Raw genomic sequence first — 22055 nt, 5'->3', positions numbered from 1 at the left:
GATATAACTATTGACACTCTCAACTTCAGCCGCAGCAATGATGATTTAGTTATTAATATCACCAACACCAATGATCTAATAACCATTAAAAACTATTTTAAACACACCTCTTTTGAAATAGAGAATATAGTCATTTCAGAACACACTCACGCTTTCAATGAAATATTGAACCTCAAAGGTGTTGCTAAAACATAAAAAGCAAGGAGTATTATCATAATATGTAGTAGCTAAAGCATGCCTTTAGCTACTAAAACCTACTGTAAACAGTCCGTACTGATATACTAAAATTACTGGGTAAAGTAACACTTTTTATCTTTGATATGTATCATCACAGTACATAATACACTGCGCTATAGACCATCTATAAACTTTTCTTTTTTGTTACTTTATTTTTGTGACCAATGACTCGCAATGACCAGTTATTAATAACACCAGCCGTTTTATTGTTAGCCAATGGAATTTGTTTGACACCATCATTACTCCAATTGATACTCCGGGTTTGATTGCTCACATCTGTCACATGAAGCGTCCATTTACCATTGACGGCGTTCGCTTTCTCGTCCCAAAACTTGTAAGAGAGCATTAAATGGTCACGATAACCTCGATACTTTTCTGTCAATGGTTGGTTTTGTACCTCTGCAATATGACGACTCACTAAATTATTATAAGGAGACATCAAGATGCTACGCGTACCGTTGGGTGACTCCAGTTCAATCTTTAAGTCAGATAAACGTGTATGGTCAATATCTAAACGAACTTGTACCCCCTCTATATATAAATCATCCTGCACGTCAATTTCAGCTGTAGCAGGCGTCGAATCATCCGCAATACCAATGCTTAAATTTTTGCTATCAATACCATACCAGGGTGTTTTAACTAACTCTGATGGTAAATTTTCGATGGCATAACGCCGTATCAGTTCAACCGCTTTATCTATATCAGGTAAACCAAAACCATAAATTGGGCTATATTCAACATTGGCTGCATTTTTAGTCCAACTCTCCAATGCAACGCTGCCATTCAACACAACCTCTGAACGTGCTCGGTCCACCTTGGTGGCCGTTTGTGCCAATAAATGGCGTATATCTCGTGCCGTAAGATTATGCTGCTGTTGATCTGCAGCAGATAGCATAAGCGCAATTGCCCCCACGGTATTCGGTGCCGCAGATGACGTACCCGACATTGTGTGAGAGTAGCCGTATTCTATACCGTCATTGTCTAGGACCGAACAATCAGTCACTATATCTGGATAAGCCCGTTTATAATACTCACAAGAGAAGGTTGTTGTCGTATGACCCGGAGTAAACCGGTCGTTCCCGCCTGGCGCTGTCAAAAAGATACTACTGCCTACCGTTGAATAAGAAGAAAGTACCCCATCTGCACTTATTGCACTGACCGGTAAATTCCAAAAATTGGCACTTTCATAGTCTGCATTAGAATTTTGCCATGGCAACCCTGCATTATCATCAATAGGCCAACCAGCCCCAATATAGCGAGGGCCTTCGGCAGATGTTTCAAACAATGCGGTGCCTTGATAGCCATTTCCTGCGGCTTGAACAAAAATGGCCGTTCGTTCATCTGCTAAAGTTTCATCACTGTGCTTTGTGATTAACGATACTTTTTCAAATACTCGCTCCATACCTGGGTAGTTTAGCTCTGCGCCCTCATGCGTGTAAGGCACGCTCATAGCCCAATCTACTCCATAGCTTTTATTAAAAGCACGGATATTTTTTGAGCTTTCATGATCACCGTGACTCACTCGCCACTCATCAAAACTACGTCCACCAGAACCATAGTAGGAAATCACTTTTGCTTGCGGTGCAACACCACGCACCCCAATTTGATTCTGGGTAGCGGCAATGATCCCCGCAACCTTAGTACCATGTGAACCAAAACGAGCACGGGAATCAACATCCGGGTTTTTTATCAAATTGTCTGTTAAATCAGGGTGATCCATATCGACCCCTGAATCGATGACCGCCACGGTCACGCCATGACCTTTATGCCCCCAAATATGACTTTGCCATAAATTGAGGTCAATACCCGCCGTTGTGCCATTTAATGTACCCTTGTTGAGTAAATTCCATTGCAGTGCTAAAAGTGGATCACCATTGGGATCTAACCAACGATTCTCATAATCTCGATCTGTGGTTGCTTGCGTATTCAAAGCCACTAACACCGCGGCACTTAACACGCCTAATTTTCCAATTTTGAACATAAACAATCCTTTTTTCATTATAGTGAGTATCTCAAACACCCTGCATACAACCGGAAATACATCAGCAAATAACCCTCCTGAACAAGTTTACAAGCCAGCTTCAGAGTGTGTAGATATCTATTTTACCGATGTGTTCCTAAATGATGCACGTAATACTAAAACGGACATTTCGTCAGAAAATAACAACGCGACAATTGAAAATTGCAGAATCATACTGGCTACGTCTTTTTTAAAACCTTCCTTGGTATTATCGTCACTTGTAAACATCAAACAACAGCCCAACACTGCTTAGCCGTTTTCACATACATTGGCTTCATAATTATATCTTCCACCCGAGTCTAAACATCTATCCACCTGAAAAAAATCGCTGAAAGTACTGCTGCCCATCAGCATTCCACTTAACAACAGTCCTATTAAGCTACAGATTCCAAGATACTTTCGCTTTTTAAACAATGCGATTACCCCCGCAATAAGTGACAATAAAAACAACAAAATACTGCATATAACCCAAGTCATATTTTCTACCATAAAGAATAATTGATACCTGATTTTACAGTCTACGCCTACGCTTTTAATCATGACTGAATTAGTGACGATTAAAAGTACACATGCCAAGTCTACGCCGATTTACACGTGATTTTATCCCGCAATTGAATGAATAAAAACAAAGCAAAATGGCGATGAATAGACCCATCGAAAAAACAAAAAATTAACCTTTTGCTTTCTTTAAAACCCAAATAGGGTACGATAACTTTGAAATAAACAAAAAAGATAACAATAAATATGAAAGTAAAATACGCGTATATTGCAACGGCAATCGCCCTCGTAACTTCCAGCAACGCACTGGCTAATGTCGAGTATGTACTCAGAGCAGGCGACCCTCTCACCAGTCAACAATGGCATTTACAAAATACTGGGCAAACCGCTTTTTCTGAGCGAGGTGGTAAAATCGGCGAAGATATGAACTTAGATTTAACTCATGCGTTAGGTATATTAGGTGTCGGTGTAACTGCGGCAGTCATTGACGGCGGTGTACAACTCGATCATCCTGATTTAATAAACAATGTAAAACCTGGATCTTGGGATTTTTTAACAAACTCTGCCAACCTAAAGCCCAAAGATGCCAATGATACTCACGGCACTGCTGTTGCCGGCATTATTGCAGCTTCTGCATATAATGGTATTGGTGGTCGCGGTGTCGCACCTCTTGCTGGGATTGTTGGCTTTAACCTATTAAAGAAATGGAACGAAGCCAATTGGTTGCAATCTCATGGCTTATATTCAGATGGTTTTAACCGTGCTTCATTCGACTTCCCTCGTGTATTTAACCAAAGTTACGGCGGTGCCCGTACTTCACCACAAAGGTACAATTACGAAATCACACCTTGGTTAAAAAGAAACGATGATGCTCAAGAAGAGATCACCCGCCACTCTCATGGTGGAAAAGGGGCAATCTTTGTAAAATCTGCGGGGAACAGTTATCAATCTCAATCTATTACATTAAAAAACTATGGTAGAGGGCGTATTTATTTTGACGAGAATAACCAAGGCCTTCCAGTACAAAACTCTAATTTAGAAAGAATGGACGCAACCTATTGGAACCTAGTGACATCTGCATACAATGCCGATGGCGTGAAATCATCTTACTCAGAAGTCGGATCTAACGTCTTTGTTTCAGCCCCTGGTGGGCAATATGGTACAACCTCCCCTGCCATTATTACCACAGATTTGACCGGCTGTGATAGAGGGCGGAATCCCGCATATGGTCGCAATACATTGCATGGTGGGCATGAACTTGACCCAACCTGTGATTACAATGCTCGAATGAATGGCACATCATCTGCAGCCCCCAATGTTGCAGGCGCTATTGCACTTATTATGTCAGCAAACCCTGCGCTGAATTGGCGTGACGTGCGACATATTTTAGCCGCTACAGCACGCAAAATCGACGCTGAACATTCCGGCGTGTCACTGAGTTTCAATCATAAAAATGGTGACAGTTATAGCTACGATGCCATTCCGACATGGCAAACTAATGCAGCTGGGTACCACTTTCATACTTTTTATGGTTTTGGTGCCGTTGACGTAGACGCTGCAGTTAATATGGCTCGGTTTTACTCCACCCCCCTCCCTCCGCTTGAGATCAGTGTATGGAACACCATAGTTGCCAATATAGCGATTCCTGACGGAAATATCACAGGGGTAGCCAGTCATTATCAGCAACACGAAGATATCACCGTGGAAGCTGTGCAAATTCAATTGACAGCGCAGCATACCAGTACGCGCGACGTTGCAGTCGAACTTATTTCCCCCTCTGGCACTCGCAGTGTGTTAATGACCCCTCGTACCGGCACTATTTTTGGCCGCTCTGGTTTTACCGAAACGCAAATGCTGTCGCATAACTTTTATGGTGAATCAGCAAAAGGCAGATGGACATTACGTTTGATTGATACTCAAGGCGTAGATGAAAAGTTTACTTTTAATCCTTCGGGCAAAGGAGAACCAAATATTCGCTTTACACACAGAAATAACACAGAAGAGGGCACGTTAAACTCTTGGAATATTCGTTTCATTGGTCATAAATAGGAGATAAATCATGAAATTACTACTCATTTCCGCGTTACTACTGATGACCCAAGCAACCGCAGACGAATTATTAGTTGCCGAGCCGGTGGAGTTATCCCAGCACACATTTTCAGCTAATGGTCAAACGTTTGCGAAAGTTGCTCATGATGCGCCTTCCACTGCACTATACAAAGGCGACCAAGTTGCAGAACTTCATTCACATGAAACATATACATTAACAGGTGAGATCATTGTGCACTTACCCACCTATGTTGTGGCACAAAAAGTCGCCGATTCATTGGGGTACACTCTCAGCTACACTCGAGGTCAACGTGCCATTTTTACCATTGACGATACCGACACTAATTTATCGATCGCACTGACTAAAACACTCAATTTGGATAGTGTCATCTCCGCACAGCTGGGTATGAAACCTGATGCCATTGAAGCTGAATAAGCAATGATCTCTGGCGAGTTTACGCGCCAAATACTTTAGCTAATAAATTAAGCCGTGCTTTGATGTTTATCGAGCACGGTTTTTTATTGTTCAAATAAAAAACATCTTTTGGTCGTTTTTATTTCACAAATGTTACTTTTCAGGAACTGATAGACAATTAACAGGAATGCAAAACAATAAATTACACCGTTTAATCTAAAATACATTGATTGTTAAATTTAAATGTTTAAAAAATTGCATTTTTGTGAAATTGCATTTAGTATATTTTATGCTCAATTTACTTTGTATAAAATATACCAAACAACCATGAGCCTTAAGCTGTAATCATTAAAGAAAAACATATAATAAAATATAAGGATTTGAACAGTGAGAAAATTTTTAACACCGATTATGTTGTTCACTACTACAACGACATTGCGCAGCAATAAACAAATAATGTGGGGAGATAAATAATGCGAATAATAAAAACACTCCCGCTCTTATTACTCACAACGTGTGTACAAACAGCATTAGCTTCTTCGAACCCACCGGCTGTAGGCATCTCGTCATCAGCCACGGATGCTGTCGCGCATGCCAAAGCCAAGAATACAACCTCAGCAATCGCTTTACATGCTGATAATTACAGTAACCCTGCTGATCAAGCGCATGCACAGCACGTAAAAATGCACACTGTAAGTACGGCCGCATTAAACACAGCAAATGCAGACACAGCAAATGCAGACACAGCAAATGCAGACACAGCAAACTGTAACGACAACGCTTTTGTCACTTCTGGCAGAAACTTGTTAACCCAAATAAAAACACAGAGCTATGATTGTGTGGGCCGTTTGTTTACCGACGCGTCTGATACTGTGCGTTTAGGCACTTTTACACAAGCGAATATCATCACCGTTGCAAATGAAGCAAAAGCAAAAGCGCTTACTTATAATGGGACCGATGCCGATCAATACATGCAGGCACTGCAATATTGGATCAGAGCATTTTACTATTATGGCAATCGAGAGTTATTGACACCTGAGAACCAACAAGCGACTAAATCGGCATTAGATGCCCTATTCGCCAACAGTCATATGTATGATAAAACAGCAGAAAATGCCAAAGTCATCGAGCTTGCCGTTGTTAACCTCAACAATGCAAGCTTGCAAGAAAAATACATGCCTATTGTACATCAGTTACTGGACCGTTATGACGAGTCTTATGAAGAAGTTACAGGTTGGGGAGACATATTTGCCGCAGCAATTTGGGGGATCCCAAATGCCTGCGCGCGTTTTGCTGATTGTCGAACTGCTGAACATACCACTGCATTTATTACCAAGCTAGGTAACTTCATTCACAATAATATCAATTGGTTAGACAAAGGCGCTACAGATTACCATTTGCATAACTTAGGTTATCAATTAGGTAACGTATATAGCGGCAAAAATGATAGCCACTTTTCTTCAATACAAGCAACCCTTGTCAGTGAAGTTAATAAAGTATTCAATAGTTATGGTCCCCTAGAAGCAGATAGCGGCAGAAGAGCATACCTACAGACACTTAACGCGGTGAATTATCGAGGTAAATGTAGTGAGCATAATGTCTGTAGTAAAAAAGATGAAATCATCTCTAGTGTATTAAAAGACCGCATCAATTGCCCTTCTGGTACATTATTTATGTGGGCACAAGATATGAACCAAGCTCAACTAGATTGGGCATGTAGTTCATTGCGTAGTCATGAAGAGCATTTCCACACAACACTAAAAACAAATCGTATTCCTGTCACACCTGATGACAATGATCTATTAAGAATGGTTGTATTTAACGACGCATCTGAATGGCGTATCTATGGCGGCGTTTTATTTGGCGCAAGTACTGATAATGGAGGCTTATATTTAGAAGGCGATCCAAGTAAAGCTGGCGACCAAGCAACATTCTTTGCCTATGAGGAAGTACCTGCTCGACCTATCTTTGATATTTGGAATTTGCGCCATGAATACATTCACTATTTAGATGGTCGGTTTATCACTCAAGGTGACTTTAGAGACGTTAACGGCGCGGGTAAAACCGTGTGGTATGGCGAGGGCATAGCGGAATATATTTCTCGCCGTAATTGTAATGACGGGGCAGCAACAGAAGCAGGCAATGCGACTCATAACATTAGTACCATCTTTGGCAATGAATATGGTGTTGGCCAAAATCGCATATATTCGTGGGGATATTTAACCTCGCGTTACATGTTTGAGCGACAAAATACCACATTTTTTAATATGTTAGACAAATTTAAAGTGGGTGATTACGCATCTTATCGCACCAGTATGGTCGATAGCTGGATCTCCAATAAAACCTTTGATGCAGATTTTTCAAATTGGTTAACGACCGTCACATCATCAGGCTGTACAGTAGATAATACCAGACCACCATCGCCGATTGAACCCATTGATATCGGTGATATTCAAGGAGATGAGTTACCAGGCATAAACGCATGTGCATTGAATCGGCCGCGTCAGTCAAGAGATATTTCAGCGGGCAAAGCGATATGCATCGAAAACAAAGCAAATAACCATCAGGTACAACTTGGGCTCAATGTACCTGTTGGTCTGGTTGATGTCAGCTTAGAAATCACATTACGCCATGGTAGCGGTAATGCAAACTTACTACATCGCTGGGATAAACGACCTAACAGTACAACGTATGATCATATCTCCAACGGCCCCTCAAACAATGAAACAATACTGGTCCCTAATGTAAAGGCAGGTTGGAACTATATTCACGTGCCAGCAGATAGTGAATTTACAGATGTCACTGTACTCGCTCGATACATACAAAATGGCGCACCGATTGATGACAATATATTAGTCAATGGTGTCAGTAAAAAGGTATCAGGACAGAAAAGTGAAGAAGTCCACTTTACCATGCAAGTACCAGCTAACGTAGCGACCTTAACCTTTGATACCAGTGGTGGTACTGGTGATGCTGATATGTATGTAAAATATGGTTCGGCACCAACAACGAATAGCCATGACTGTAGACCATACAAAGGGGGCAACGTTGAACAATGTGTCATGGATAACATTCAAGCTGGCACGTACCATATTATGCTACGCGGATACGATAACTTCACTGATGTGAACCTTGTGGGGAAATATACGACAGGGAATAACAACGCTGCACCGACAGCATTAACCGATGGCCCGTATTCTGGCAATGTTAACACCGCAATAGCAATGAGTAGTAATAACTCCTCAGACAGTGATGGGTCAATAGCAAGTAGAGCATGGGATTTTGGTGATGGATCAACAAGTAGCTCTACAAACCCAAGCCATATTTATAGTACCGCTGGCACATATACAGTGACACTCACGGTCACTGATAATGAGGGTGCCACAGCCAGTACAACCACAACAGCAACTATTAGCAGCGCTTCAAACGGCAATTCACTAGATAATGGCGTCGTAAAACTCGTATCAGGTACGACAAATGAAGAGTCGATTTATACCTTGGTTGTGCCTGCTGGTGCTAGCAATTTAACCATTACAACCAGCGGTGGCAGTGGTGATGTCGATATGCACGTTAAATTTGGCGAAGCACCTACCAAAGCAAGTTATGACTGCCGCCCTTGGAAAGTCGGCAGTAATGAGTCATGTACGATTAACAATGTACAAGCTGGCACATACTACATCATGCTACTCGGTCACAACAATTATACGGATGTTCAATTAGTCGGTAACTACACGCCTTAAAAAAGAACTGTTCCCTTTAATTTAACGCCACTCGTTCAAAAACGCGTGGCGTTACATATACAAACCATTTCTTTTTCAGATAGCACTGATATATGAGTTACGCTCAATCACGTAGTCCCCATCACAACCAAAATACAAATTACAAATTACAAATTACATGCTAATAAACAACACACAGATACTATCACAAACACCACAGGGTATATGACCACAAACACCACTCGATGCGTGACTACAGAAATAAGATACACCACAAGCTTTATCATCTTCGTCGCCCTGAACTCGGTTCAGGGTCCATATGCTTACTTATTCTATACAGCCACTTAAAAATAGTAGATTCTGACCTGCGTCAGAAAGACGATAGTTGTGACATATCCTCGGTTATTCTTTAAGCGGTTATGCGGTTATGCGGTTATGCGGTTATGCGGTTATGCGGTTATGCGGTTATGCGGTTATGCGGTTATGCGGTAGAAATGGTAACAAACACGACAGGATATGTAAGCACAAAAAACAGGAGACATGACCATAAACAGCACTCGATGCGTGACTACAGAAATAAGATACACCACAAGCTTTATCATCTTCGTCGCCCTGAACTCGGTTCAGGGTCCATATGCTTACTTATTCTATACTGTCACTTAAAAAGAATAGATTCTGACCTGCGTCAGAAAGACGATAGTTGTGGCATATCCTCGGTCATTATTTATTCTGTTATGCGGTTATGCGGTTATGCGGTTATGCGGTTATGCGGTTATGCGGTTATGCGGTTATGCGGTTATGCGGTAGAAATGGTAACAAACACGACAGGATATGTAAGCACAAAAAACAGGAGACATGACCATAAACAGCACTCGATGCGTGACTACAGAAATAAGATACACCACAAGCTTTATCATCTTCGTCGCCCTGAACTCGGTTCAGGGTCCATATGATTACTTATTCTATACAGCCACTTAAAAATAGTAGATTCTGACCTGCGTCAGAAAGACGATAGTTGTGGCATATCCTCGGTTATTCGGTAGAAATAGTAACAAAAACCACTCGGTGCGTGACTACAGAGGTAAGATATACGACAAGCTCATCATCTTCGTCGCCCTGAACTCGGTTCAGGGTCCATGTGCTGACTTACCCTATGCTGCCACTTAAAAAGAGTAGATTCTGACCTGCGTCAGAAAGACGATAGTTGTGGCATATCCTCGGTATTCGGTAGAAATGCTAACAAACACGACAGAACATGACCACAAACACCACTCGGTGCATGACTACAGAAATAAGATACACACAAGCTCATCATCTTCGTCGCCCTGAACTTGATTCAGGCTCCATGAAATTGCCACTTAAGCGTAAACAATCCTGCCATGGAGCTGGGTTACATCGGTCATCCATGACCTCACATCGAAGTGCTGCGAAACTACGTTTCACCACTCATCACAAACGCTCTATGCTTAACCACGCCAGTATCACTCTACTCCACATCAATGCAGCAAAACAGCATTAAATACACTTCGCAACGTCGACACTATATATAGGGTATATAAGAAAAGATCGCACCTAATTCATCTCATCATCAATCCAAAATTTAGTGCCTTTTAATACCGCTTGCAGTGCAAGACCTGTATCAGTTAATGAATAAACCGTTACGTCATCGATAATCGCTTCTGCCGATACAGCGTTACCTTGTTGTTTATGCTTTGCTGCTGCATCTACATTACCGCCAAACGTCCAGCCCTGACCAATAAACTTGGCCAAGGCTGCTTGAGTATGAAAAACCATCACAATATTAAAATCTTTTGCCCCGATCCCAAGCCCTAAACCGGCTTCAGCCATATTCATGTAAGTTTTATTATTTGTTTGATTATTAACAACAACCCCATAGCCCCCGCCAAAACTCGCAAGGATCACATTCACGTTCGCACTATCAAATACCGCATATCCCGCAGCATGCTTTACCTGTTGTCGAACATCAGGCTTTTGCTTAAATAGTTTCGTTAATGTTGTTTGTTCCATAACATTAACCATGGCACGCTTTTCATCAACAGAATGACTCTGGGTGGACGTACAGCCAGTCAGTAGACTAGCAAGAAATACAAGATATAAGAGAAACACTTTCATCAAGATTCAACTTCATTCAATTCAACATATGCTCAGCATAGTAACGGGGTCAACCTTGCTGCTAGATGAATCTAATCTAAATATAGGAGAGCAATAAAGAAAAAAGGCCGCATAAAGCGGCCAAACACATCATGGGTAATGATGAGGGATAAGTGTGAAAACAAAGCCAGTTTACCAATCTAATAATAAAATAAAATCATATTATAATGGTCTATATCATCGAAAAAACCGAACTGTTGTTATTTCATTCAATACATTAACTTATCACCACTTGTTATCGAAATACCCAAATTCATTTACATATCACTGACTGCTAGAGTATGAGCATCTGGATTTTGAGCCTCTGTTGTTTTTACAAACAATTTATACACCGCTGGCACGAAAAAGAACGACAACAAGGTTGTCAACACCGTACCACCAGCAATCGCTACGGCAAATGGTGGCCAGAATCCGCCTCCCGCAAGTATCAACGGCATAAAACCACCCACTGTGGTAATTGTCGTAGAGCTAATGTGTCTGCCACATGTCATTACGCTCATCACTACTTTGTGGTCATTTTGGCCTGCATTATTCACTTTTAATTCAGACAGTATGACAATGGCAGCATTGATAGCTAATCCCATTAAACCAAGTAACGCGATTATTACAGTAAAACCAAATGGGTAGCCTGCAATATAAACACTTAATAACCCTAACAAGGCTGATTGTACGGCGGTCACTAAAATAACCGCGGTGGTGGTAAATGAGTTAAATGTGAGTACCAGTACACTTACCAACAACACCACAATAATGCCTATTTTGCCAAGTAGTCGGCCAACCGCTTCATCTCGCTGTTGCGACTCCCCCCCCACCTCAATCCGGTAACCGGCTGGTAGTTGCGCTTGTGCTGCCTGCAATTTAGGTTGAATTTCATTGAGAACTTTCTGTGGTAATATTCCTGCTTGTAAAAAACCTTCGATAACATTAACGCGCTCTCCATTGCGCCGATGCACTGCGCTTTGTACTGGTTCCAATGACGCATTAGCAAACGCAGCCAGCAATAATGGCTGCTCAGTAATAAACTGTGTTCCATACAGTGCATCTATTGATTCACGTTGCTCTTGTGACGTACGCAAACGCACAGGTATTGTTTCGGTTTCTTCTAAGACAGACGCAATTACTACTCCCTCAAACTGCGCTTCTAACTGAGTGGCTATGTCGGTTAATTTAACACCAGCATGGCTTAATAACGTTTCATCGGCGTTAAGCGTCACTTTCGCGCTCCCCGTTTCTAACGTCGCCCTTGTATGAGTAATTTGCTGGTGTGCAATGAGCTCTGTACGCAATTTTTGTCCTATAGAGCTTAAGGTCGATAAATTCGGCCCAAATACTCTTAACTCAATTGGCGCATTAAAAGGTGGGCCTTGCTCTAATTTACGAACCAAAGTCTGAGCTTCAGGAAATGCCCTATCTAATTCATATTGAAGCGCGTGAATGAGTTCATCTGCCCGTTTAAAATCAGACACTTTCACCATAGCTTGTGCATAGTTTTTGGCCCCCTTATCTCGTTGCAATAAATTATAATAAAACAACGGAATATTATTCCCAATCATCCAGTTAAGCTGCTCTATCCCTTCATATTGATGGATAAATTCAGACATTTCATCAATACGCTTTTGCGTCGCTGAGATACTACTATTAGGAGACAATCGAACTTCGATATGAAACATATCTCTATCTGCAGGGGGAAAGAACTGCTCAGTCAATTGACTTGCGCTAATAAAGCCAAAAATAGGCAATATCATTGATAATAAAATAGTAAGTTTAGGGCGCGCAATTGCAAAATATAGCAGTGATTTAAAACGTCCCGATAAACTAGGCAAATTGACTCCATTGTGTAATATACCCTGCTGGCTTTTTTGTGGTAAAAAACGACCAGCAAAAACGGCAATCAAGGTATGTGAAACAACGTAAGAACCAATCAATGCGAATATAACACTGAGCGCAATGCCACCGACAAACTCACCTGATGGCCCTGGCATCAGCACAATAGGCGCAAATGCTAAAATGGTGGTCAACGTTGAACTTAATAACGGTAGCCAAAAGTGGTTTACCGCTTTCTTCACTGCATGCAAAGCAGTCATGCCCTGTTGACGATACCTTGCGATTGAATCGGTGATCACAATCGCGTTGTCTACCATGATCCCAAGGGCTACGACTAACCCCGTGACCGACATTTGGTGAATAGGTAATCCATAAATATTCATACACGCCAACGTAAACAACACGGTCAAAGGTAAAGCCGCCCCCACAATTAGCGCCGCGCGTAACCCTAACGTGAGCAACAATACGCCGAGTATCAGCGCAAAGCCTACCGCAATATTATCAATCAATTCTCCTAGCCGGGCCTCAGTATAGACTTTTTGGTCAAATACTGTGTGTGCCTGTACAGTACCTGGGAGCGTGAGCTCAAAATTGCTTAGTTTCTCATCTATGACTGCAGACCAGCGATCGACTCTGAATTCAGGCTGCATCCTTACCCCTAAAAATACACCTTGCTGACCATCAATCAACGCCACTTCTGTGCGAGGTGAGCGCAGCTGCCGTGTTACCGTTGCAACGTCTGCTAACACAAACTGCGCAATATCATCATTACTAGCCAATGGAATAGCAGCAATACGTGCTAAAGAATCAAACGACCCATTAAGCTCTATTTGTAAATGGGACTCATCATTTATTACCGCACCAGCAGCAACTTTGGGGTCTGCACCTTTTACTGCATCTGCAATCTGCTGCAATGATACACCCGCGAGCGTTGCTTTGTCCGAGTCATACGTCACTCGGACCTCTTCTTCAATGCCGCCAAATAAGTGAACAATCTCAACACCTGGAGTATTTGTTAACTGGTTTTTTAATTCTTTTGCAAAGCGATTTAACCTCATTAAAGAAGCTGCATTTTGCTCCCCCGTAATCGCGATGATCTTGGTATATGCATACCCTCTATCATCTTCAAGGACTGTTAAGCTGGCTTGTTGTGGTAATTGAGATTGGGCATCTGCTAATAAATCTCGTATTCGAGACCATACGGGAATAACCGCAGTGACTTCATCTTTGAGTTCGATACTGATCACTGATATACCTGCACGCGACATACCAATAATGTTTTTTATTTCAGCTTGAGACTTTAATTTTAGCTCGAGTTTTTCTGTGATCTGAGCTTCAACGCGGCTCGCAGTTGCGCCTGGTAAATATGTGGTAATAATTGCAAAACGATTGATGATTCGAGGATCTTCACTCAGTGGTAAATTATTAAGTGCGGAGAAGCCTGTCACTATCAACAAAGCAACGAGTAAAGCTTGAAGCCTGCCATTTGAAAATAAAAACTGCATGGCTACAAGCTCCGACTACTAAGGGTCTGGACAACCTCAACGGCAATGTTCGCCGCCATTTTATGTAGCCCGTTCGCTACAATTAATGGGTACTGTGTTAGAGCACCACTAACAAAAGCATATTCCCCATCGGTATAATGCACATTAACCGATATAGGAACTATTGTTCCCGCCTCTACACCATACACTAACCAAGTACCACGCACTCCATCCGTTAAAGCACTCAACGGCACCCAAAAGCCCGGTTGTTCCGTAAAGGTGCTGATCCCCATGCGTGCTAACGTGCCAGCGTAGACTTCGACCCCTTTGGGTAATTGAAAACGCATCATTAATGTTCGGGACATATTGTCAATAAGCGCCCCTTTACTCAGTAATTGTGCTGGATATTGCTTTCCCGATACTGTAATCACCATCGTGTCGTTCACATACGCTTGCAATGACACCGGCACGCCGAGCACAACCTGGGATTTGTTATGCTCTAACAATTTAAACATCACTTGACCCACACTCGCAACTTCACCTAAATGCACATTTCTTTGCGCAATCAGGCCTGAAAAAGGGGCTGTAAGAGACGCTTTCTCTAATCGAATTGCAACCGATTTTAGCTTAACGTCAAGTAAAGACTGCTCCGCCGCAATTACCTCAATTTGGGTAGTGACTTCATCAAGTTGTTGTGCCGCAGAGTGATTTTTCTTGCTCAATTTCTCAAATCGTTGTTGCTCTACTTTTGCTAACTTTAGCTGCGCCTTAAGTTTCGCCTTCTGCGCGTCAAGTTCAAGTCTTTCTATTTCAAGTAATTGCGTATCTTGTTTTGCAATAATCTCCCCTTTGTTAACCCAATCGCCTTGGTCAAACAAAATCGTGTGGACTTTACCCGAAAACTCAAAACTCAAATTCGCCTCATGCTGCTTAACCACTTGTCCTGTCACTGCGCGTAGCTGTGTATATCCAGATTCAAGTTTGACTTGATACGCAGCAATAGGCAGATGATCACCACTTTCAGCTGCAAGCACACTCCAACACCACAAAAAGCTGAAAAAGAATGTGAGTAGTTTCATGGTAAATCCTTGTTTTATCAAAGTAATCTCTCTGTGGTATTAAGTTAGGTGATTCATGCTAAATTAAATGTCGCCGCGACGTGACGTAAATAATATTATTGTTCAGTACTAACCTGCTTATCTTGACTGGGCTTTATCAAGGATTAAATCTGTTATATCTTTGCTACAAACCAGTGGAAGATTACGCATTTTTAACTCCTTTAAATGTGCTCGGTTAGGATACGAATAGTAACTTTCAGGCACCGTTGGTATCGGCGCGAGTACACCCAAGCCTTTGCTTAACAATGCCATTACTTGCGGATAAAATACAGTGAATTGATTGCATACCATACGATCTAGCTGTAATAGACTGCGTGGTTGGTCACACCTTATACCACACTGGGCAATGAGTGGGCCCGCATCTATCTCGGTATTTTTTACCCAATGAGCAGACAAACCATATTGCTGCTGGTTATACAAATAACTAAATAAAATAGGAAAAAGCCCTCGACAACTGGGTAAATACGCAGGATGGAAATTCACAACGCCTAATCTAGGCGCATCAATCATTGGCTGTTGCAAAATTTGGTCGAAGTAAAAAATAGCTAATAAATCAATATTATATTTTTTTATCTGCGCGACCACATCCGGGGCATTGATGTCTTTTACTTTAATACAAGGTATTTGATGCGTATCACATATTTGACGAATACTGGGCAGTGACTGTTTACCCAACAGATTAGATACCCATCGCATTATCGGCATCGCCGTCATTTTTACGCACAAATAATTGACAAACCCTAAGCCTCTGAGGTTTAAATTGCGGGTCAACTGTGTAAAAAATCCGCCATTTTTCTTTGAATAAGGATCGCTTAATATTACCAACTTAATATCACGATGATGGCGGCGTATAACCGTCACCATCGCTTCTTGAGTGGCGACATTCTCTATATTAGAAAGTGCTACTCTCATAATTACACCATGATTAACGGTTTGTTATCATAATACGATGCTAACGGCGTTAACATACTATGCTTAGCTGGCGGGTGAAAATTAAACGCATGTATTGTTTGCGCAATACTTGAAAAGTAAGCATTACCGATATAGTTTATTCCGCCAACTTTCTCGATGATTTGCGTCATCACTTGGGCCAACACTTCTTGTAATTGATAGCGGCATGCCAGTACCTGTGCCAAGGTATCCTGCGTTTGGTTATTCATATCATAGGCAATCGCCTTCAAGGCCAATGCACTTGAATCAAGTTTAATGTAAGCCGCTGCTTTATCTTCAACCGATAAACGCTTATGGTTATCTGCTTGTTCGACTAAGCCGTATACCATCCCCAAATATGATGCACTCGTGAGTAACTCAAACCACACAAAGCCGCTAATATGCGCATGATAAGCCGACTGCTCGTCAACATTAACCATCATACTATGCGGCACATAAACCTCATCTAAGTGGACAGCTTCACTTTGACTTGCTTTTAAGAAGCTAGCATTCCAAAATGGCTCAACATTAACACCGTCATTTTCTTTATGAATAAGCGCCACAGCGAAGTAAGGTTCTCCATCACTGGGCTCAACCCGCACACTAGCCGTTAATAAATCCATATCATGGGCTAAGCTACAGGGTTTTTTTGTGCCCGTTATTAAAAATCCTTTGCCACTGGGTTTAGCAACAATCTGACTTTGTAAAATGCTTCTAGCGGTATTGCCTTCACTGAATGCTGACGAGACGAGTAAATCATTCTTCGCTATCGCCTCAAGTAGTAATGACTCTAAACCATGACTGGTTTTCGCCATTTCCTGCAAAGTAGCAATTGAGAATTGGTGCATACCTGCACCAATCGCCAGTGACGGAGAATAAATACCTAACCCTAATTGTACTAATACCCCTTGCCACGGGGTCAATTCTTGACCGCCATAGCTGCGTTTTACCATCAATTTGCAACCGCCACTTAGCTTAAACCAATTTATAACCTGACTCTGCTCAGATTCATTGTCTATGAAACTATTTGCACTCAATTTATCAGCTAAGCCAGGTAAGAAGCTATCAACACTGGCGAGAGCATCACTGACTATCGTCATACCGGCTCCCCTTCCTTTTCAAGTGAAAATAACTCGGTCAACATGTCGTTAACATTCGCTGTGATCGCCATTTCTGCGATAGGCTCTAAAATGTCAGCAAGTGTTGGGATCCCCATACAAAATGACGCTTCAAAACAAATTTTAGCACTGTCGCTTGACAGCACTTCAACCTGCCAACGCCCATAGAACTCTTCCGCATCTCCTTCTAATTGATTAAAATCTATGGTCAGAGCCTGCTCATCAAACACATCTTGCTCTCGCCAGCACATCTGACCATCGTGAAAGTGAACTTGCCATGTTGAATCACTTTGCGTATCTGATACTTTGGTTACATCAATACTTATCACTGCTGCGCAGTGTTTTTCAAACTGTTTAAAATCAGAAATCGTTTGATATGCCAATGCTGCTGATACTGGCACTCGTTTTTCAATTGTGACACGTCTCATTAGGGTAAATCCTTAGCTGGTAATGATGAAAATGCGGCGATACATGCCGTAATCATTTGATTTATTTGTGCTTCAGTTAATAAAGCACTGGGTGTTAAACGTACCGTATTGGCATTACTCAAAGAGTGGCTGGTGATCACTTTATGTTGTAATAAAGCCAAAGTAAGCTGACCTGCCCTCGCTGGGTTTTGAGCGTCAAGACCAATGAGTACTCCGCTTCCTCTCACACGTACGCCCGCTTTGGTTGCATGGGGTGATAGTGCAGCCACCAGCTTTAGTCCAATGGTGCGGGCTTTGTTTGCAATGTTGTCCCGCTTTAAGATATCTAACGTGGTAATTGCAGCGGCAAGAGCTATCGGGGAACCACCAAACGTACTGCTATGTAGCATAAAATCTTTGTTAAGTGGCTCGAACGTAGCAGCAGTGGCAACAAGCGCAGCACATGGCACAACCCCACCACTTAACCCTTTGCCCACTAGCATCATATCTGGCGTAACTTGATGTGCCTCAATTGCCCAATCAAAGCCGGTTCGAGCTAGCCCTGATTGAATTTCATCTGCAATCAACAAGCCATCATGAGCCACACATAATGCTTTGGCGAGTTGCACAAATTCGCTGCTTAGTGCATATACGCCACCTTCCCCTTGTACCGGTTCAATGATCACAGCAACCCTATCTGAGTGATTTTCAAAACACGTAGACAGCGCTGTCATATCATCGCGTGCAACGAAAGTGACCTCGTCAAAAAGAGGTTCAAATGGGGCTCTAAACGCACTCCGATGGGTCACACTTAGTGCACCTAATGTCTTGCCATGATAACTCCCCGTTATGGCCACAACTTTATTACAGCCATTGGCTCGTGCGAGCTTTAACGCAAGCTCGGTCGACTCAGTGCCAGAATTCGTAAAAAAGGTATAATCCAATGTTTCAGGACAAAAATCAGCCAGCTTTTTACTGGCGATTGCCAGCGTATTATTCACCAACGTCCGGCTACTCATCGGCAATATGTTGAGCTGCTGTACCACGCTTTCAACAATTTCAGGGTGACGATGACCGAGAATAAACACCCCGAATCCGCCACAATCTAGGTATGTTTGTCCTTGTGTATCGATAATCTCACAGCCTTGTGCAGCGTGTTCAATAGGTAAATTCATCATACTTGATAGCTTCGCTCTTGAGCGGTTACTATGAGATCTCAACATACTTAACGTTTCTTCTCTCATAATAAAGACTCATTAATAAGCGTCTCCGTCAGTGGATGGACCTCGTCAAATGCAGCAATGTTTTTAACCATAACTTCAGGAATATCAAATGGCTGAGGGCCATTTTTATAAGTACCCAATACATCTAAATCAGATGAAAAACCTTCGCTCATATCCAAATATTTTAAATAAATCGATGTTTCTTCAAACATACGTTTGTAGCGACGTGGTAATGCAGGAAGGAATACAGGCTTGATCAAGCGTTCAAAAGTGGTGGGATTGATCAGTTTAGGTGGCTTAAACTTGACTTGATAACGCTCAAAATAATCTGGATTAGTGCCAATTGTTAACATTTGACCTAACGTGCTTGCTCTGTCTCCTGCGGTTAGCCAAAACTCACCTGATAAATTATTGTCAATGACCGCCAATATGCCACTGGCGACGGTATCTCTTGGAATAACATCGACCAGTGTGCTCGCATCCCCTGGTACGACTGGGATCACTTCTTTGGTCGCTAACTTAAGCATATTATGCATTCCCTGTTTTTTAGGCATGATCCCTTTAATGCTGTCTCCAATTATGACCGATGGACGAATGATTGTTATATCTTCATCTAAAGAAGATTCTGCCAGTTTTTTACTGTGCTCGTAATTGTTAAATGCATGCCCATTTCGACCTTTTACAAATGCGGTACTAATGTAAACCAAGCGCGCATTCAGCTTATTTGCCAACGCTTTTGCATGCTTTAAACCAGCGATATTCACTTCAGCGAGTGCCTCGGGATCCGCTGTAAAATCAGTCAATGCAGCACTATGCACTAATATATCTGTTTGACTTAGCTTTGCTAAATCATCAGCGCTAAGAGCAAAATCTGGTTTAGATATGTTGCCTTTTAGCTGTCGAGCAACCCCCTTGGGCAAGACACTAAATTTTTGCCTATTGGTCAAAATAGACACTTGGTCGCCCTCTTCAAGCTGTTCAAGAATCGACAAACCAACCACACCCGTTGCACCTGTTAGAAAAAAGTGACGTGACATTACTACTCCTTCAATCACATACCAAAAATCAAGCATGCCTCACCTCAGGCAATGCTCATGTATTTATTTTAGGTCCGTAATGATAATTGTTTACAATGAACAATTAAACAATTTTATTTACTAAATTTTTACACTTGTAATGATAATGTGTTACGACTGTTTTTTTTGCGGTAGAAATAAAGGAAGAAATCATTACCTTCGAGGCAATGATTTAAAAAAGTAAGCTAGATTTTTTTTCTAAATGTAATTTTGCTGTCGCTATTGTCATCTAAACGCGTGCACCCAACAATGTGGTAATCGTATGCAATCAGCACCTGTAACATGCGCTTAAAGCGATTCATAGACTTAACTTCTATAATTTGATAACCCGCTCGTTTGGCATACGCTTCTTGGTGCAATAGCAGTGATTTTGCAATGCCTAACCCTCTATAATCAGGCCGCACTGCACCAAGCCAGCTATAGAATAATCGACTCTGTTTTTCATACCCAAGCTTATAAGCAACAGGCTTTCCCTCAATGTATGCAACAAATAAAACGTGCTTATGAGCGTCAATCTTAGTTCTAATATCATCCACTGATTTTGGTGAAGTAAACTCGGGAATATCATTTTCAATGTGCAACAAGTCGCACAACGTGCCTTGTTTTATGATAAAAGTCATGTATCAACCTACTACCTTAAATTTACTCGACTCGACCATTGGCATCACGTTAGCCGGACGATAACTAGAAAGGTCCCTGATGCGATGAAGAACGCTGTGGTGCAATGATTCATTGGTCAAAGGCTTTCTGTCTATTTCCCGTATTGAGTCGGTCAATTTGTATAACCAGGTCATTGAGTCTCGGTATTCATCCAAATGATAGGCTTTATAATAACTTAAAAAGGGTTCGTTAAAATGTAGCCCGTACTGAGTCGCCATATCTTTGATCCAATGCAAGCTTATATTCGCTAAACCATCTTGACTATAGCCCCCACCCACATTGCTATGACTACCTATAAACCATTGCTGTTGAAGTGTTTGCGTTGAATCTTTCGGTAATTGCCAAATTGCAGGATTAAAAATACCACGGCGTTCATCAATAGCTAATGCCTGATATGCATGTTCAATATTGCGTGTTAAGCTGACATCATGGAATTGATAACGACGATTAAATTTACCAAAACCAACTGGAATACCTAAAGCGCCGACCGTATCCCAAACGCCCACAAATTTTATCTTCACATCAATGCAATGATGCTGCTTTTGAAAAGACACTAACTGTGCTTCTGACGAGCTATTACGATATAGTCTATATGCTTCTGGCATATAAAATGCGTGATTTTTTGGTAAAAGCCCCACTTTATTCAGCAACCCTGCCAAGCTACGAACCGTATAAGCTCCGCGGCTAAAACCAAATAAATATATTTCGTCGCCTTGCTGATAATTGTGCACAATGAAACGATAGGCTTTTATTATATTTTGAGATAAACCCATGCCAAACCCGCCACCAAGGATCCGATCTAATCCCCATTGTGTACCCACACCTTCACTATAATAAACAACTTGGTGGACACCATTTGGACAAACAGGCTCAATACCTCGAGCTATTTTCACAACATTAGTGGGTTTACGCTTTCCTCGGTCATATTGCGTAGGCTTGTTCCACGTCCCATCCATACAGACGATGATTCTTTTCATTTGTTATATTCTATACATTGTATTATGCGCGCAATTCTATAAGTGTTCCTATTTAAGTCAACACCTTAAATGACCTTGCTATTTGAGTTTTTGGATGAAAATTATAGAGTAAGCAATCTTAAGGATAT

15 protein-coding genes are annotated in these 22055 nt (G+C 41.7%); 4 read left to right on the top strand and 11 right to left on the bottom strand.

The window, feature by feature from the left end; translation table 11 throughout:
- Positions 1-195, top strand: a 195-nt coding sequence (locus tag J8L98_RS03585) for a calcium-binding protein (protein WP_210995323.1), incomplete at its 5' end; no start/stop codon positions are given.
- A 166-nt stretch (positions 196-361) separates the two neighbouring features.
- Here J8L98_RS03585 and J8L98_RS03580 read toward each other — a convergent pair.
- Entirely contained in the window at positions 362-2218 is a 1857-nt protein-coding gene (locus J8L98_RS03580) for a S8 family serine peptidase (protein WP_210995322.1), read from the bottom strand.
- 783 nt (positions 2219-3001) lie between these two features.
- On the opposite strand from J8L98_RS03580, the gene J8L98_RS03575 reads away from it, so the two are divergent.
- The 3 genes from J8L98_RS03575 to J8L98_RS25025 all read left to right on the top strand — a co-directional run bounded on the left by J8L98_RS03575 (position 3002) and on the right by J8L98_RS25025 (position 8959).
- Complete coding sequence (locus J8L98_RS03575; protein ID WP_210995321.1) at positions 3002-4804, top strand: S8 family serine peptidase; 1803 nt, start codon at positions 3002-3004, stop codon at positions 4802-4804.
- Positions 4805-4814: 10 nt separating this feature from the next.
- On the top strand, positions 4815-5240 hold the full coding sequence (locus tag J8L98_RS03570; RefSeq protein WP_210995320.1) for a hypothetical protein: 426 nt from the start codon (positions 4815-4817) through the stop codon (positions 5238-5240).
- 452 nt (positions 5241-5692) lie between these two features.
- Positions 5693-8959, top strand: a complete 3267-nt coding sequence (locus J8L98_RS25025; protein WP_210995319.1) for a collagenase — start codon at positions 5693-5695, stop codon at positions 8957-8959.
- A 1551-nt stretch (positions 8960-10510) separates the two neighbouring features.
- Here the strand turns inward: J8L98_RS25025 and J8L98_RS03560 are convergent.
- From J8L98_RS03560 to J8L98_RS03515, 10 genes are all read right to left on the bottom strand, one after another.
- Entirely contained in the window at positions 10511-11074 is a 564-nt protein-coding gene (locus J8L98_RS03560) for a YSC84-related protein (protein ID WP_210995318.1), read from the bottom strand.
- 293 nt (positions 11075-11367) lie between these two features.
- The gene (locus J8L98_RS03555; protein WP_210995317.1) at positions 11368-14439 is read right to left on the bottom strand and encodes an efflux RND transporter permease subunit; all 3072 of its coding nucleotides are present in this window, start codon (positions 14437-14439) and stop codon (positions 11368-11370) included.
- A gap of 2 nt (positions 14440-14441) precedes the next feature.
- Positions 14442-15497, bottom strand: coding sequence for an efflux RND transporter periplasmic adaptor subunit (locus J8L98_RS03550; protein ID WP_210995316.1), 1056 nt, complete (start codon positions 15495-15497; stop codon positions 14442-14444).
- 117 nt (positions 15498-15614) lie between these two features.
- Positions 15615-16448, bottom strand: a complete 834-nt coding sequence (locus tag J8L98_RS03545) for a formyltransferase family protein (RefSeq protein ID WP_210995315.1) — start codon at positions 16446-16448, stop codon at positions 15615-15617.
- Between the two features lie 2 nt (positions 16449-16450).
- Entirely contained in the window at positions 16451-17566 is a 1116-nt protein-coding gene (locus tag J8L98_RS03540) for an acyl-CoA/acyl-ACP dehydrogenase (protein ID WP_210995314.1), read from the bottom strand.
- Positions 17563-18012 (bottom strand): SRPBCC family protein, encoded by a 450-nt coding sequence (locus J8L98_RS03535; RefSeq protein WP_210995313.1) that lies wholly within the window; start codon positions 18010-18012, stop codon positions 17563-17565. The genes J8L98_RS03540 and J8L98_RS03535 overlap by 4 nt, the downstream gene beginning before the upstream one ends.
- Complete coding sequence (locus J8L98_RS03530; RefSeq protein ID WP_210995312.1) at positions 18012-19235, bottom strand: aminotransferase class III-fold pyridoxal phosphate-dependent enzyme; 1224 nt, start codon at positions 19233-19235, stop codon at positions 18012-18014. The genes J8L98_RS03535 and J8L98_RS03530 overlap by 1 nt, the downstream gene beginning before the upstream one ends.
- Positions 19232-20251 (bottom strand): SDR family oxidoreductase, encoded by a 1020-nt coding sequence (locus J8L98_RS03525; RefSeq protein ID WP_210995311.1) that lies wholly within the window; start codon positions 20249-20251, stop codon positions 19232-19234. The genes J8L98_RS03530 and J8L98_RS03525 overlap by 4 nt, the downstream gene beginning before the upstream one ends.
- Before the next feature lie 224 nt (positions 20252-20475).
- A complete protein-coding gene (locus J8L98_RS03520; RefSeq protein WP_210995310.1) occupies positions 20476-20910 on the bottom strand; it encodes a GNAT family N-acetyltransferase in 435 nt (144 codons plus the stop codon).
- A 3-nt stretch (positions 20911-20913) separates the two neighbouring features.
- A complete protein-coding gene (locus J8L98_RS03515) occupies positions 20914-21927 on the bottom strand; it encodes a DUF2235 domain-containing protein (protein WP_210995309.1) in 1014 nt (337 codons plus the stop codon).
- Between the last annotated feature and the right edge of the window lie 128 nt (positions 21928-22055).

The sequence above is a fragment of the Pseudoalteromonas sp. MMG013 genome (genome assembly GCF_018100885.1).
GTDB classification, from domain to species: Bacteria; Pseudomonadota; Gammaproteobacteria; order Enterobacterales; family Alteromonadaceae; genus Pseudoalteromonas; species Pseudoalteromonas aurantia.
The sequence above is the reverse complement of the archived record's forward strand: the minus strand, read 5'-3'. Positions and strand labels throughout refer to the sequence as shown.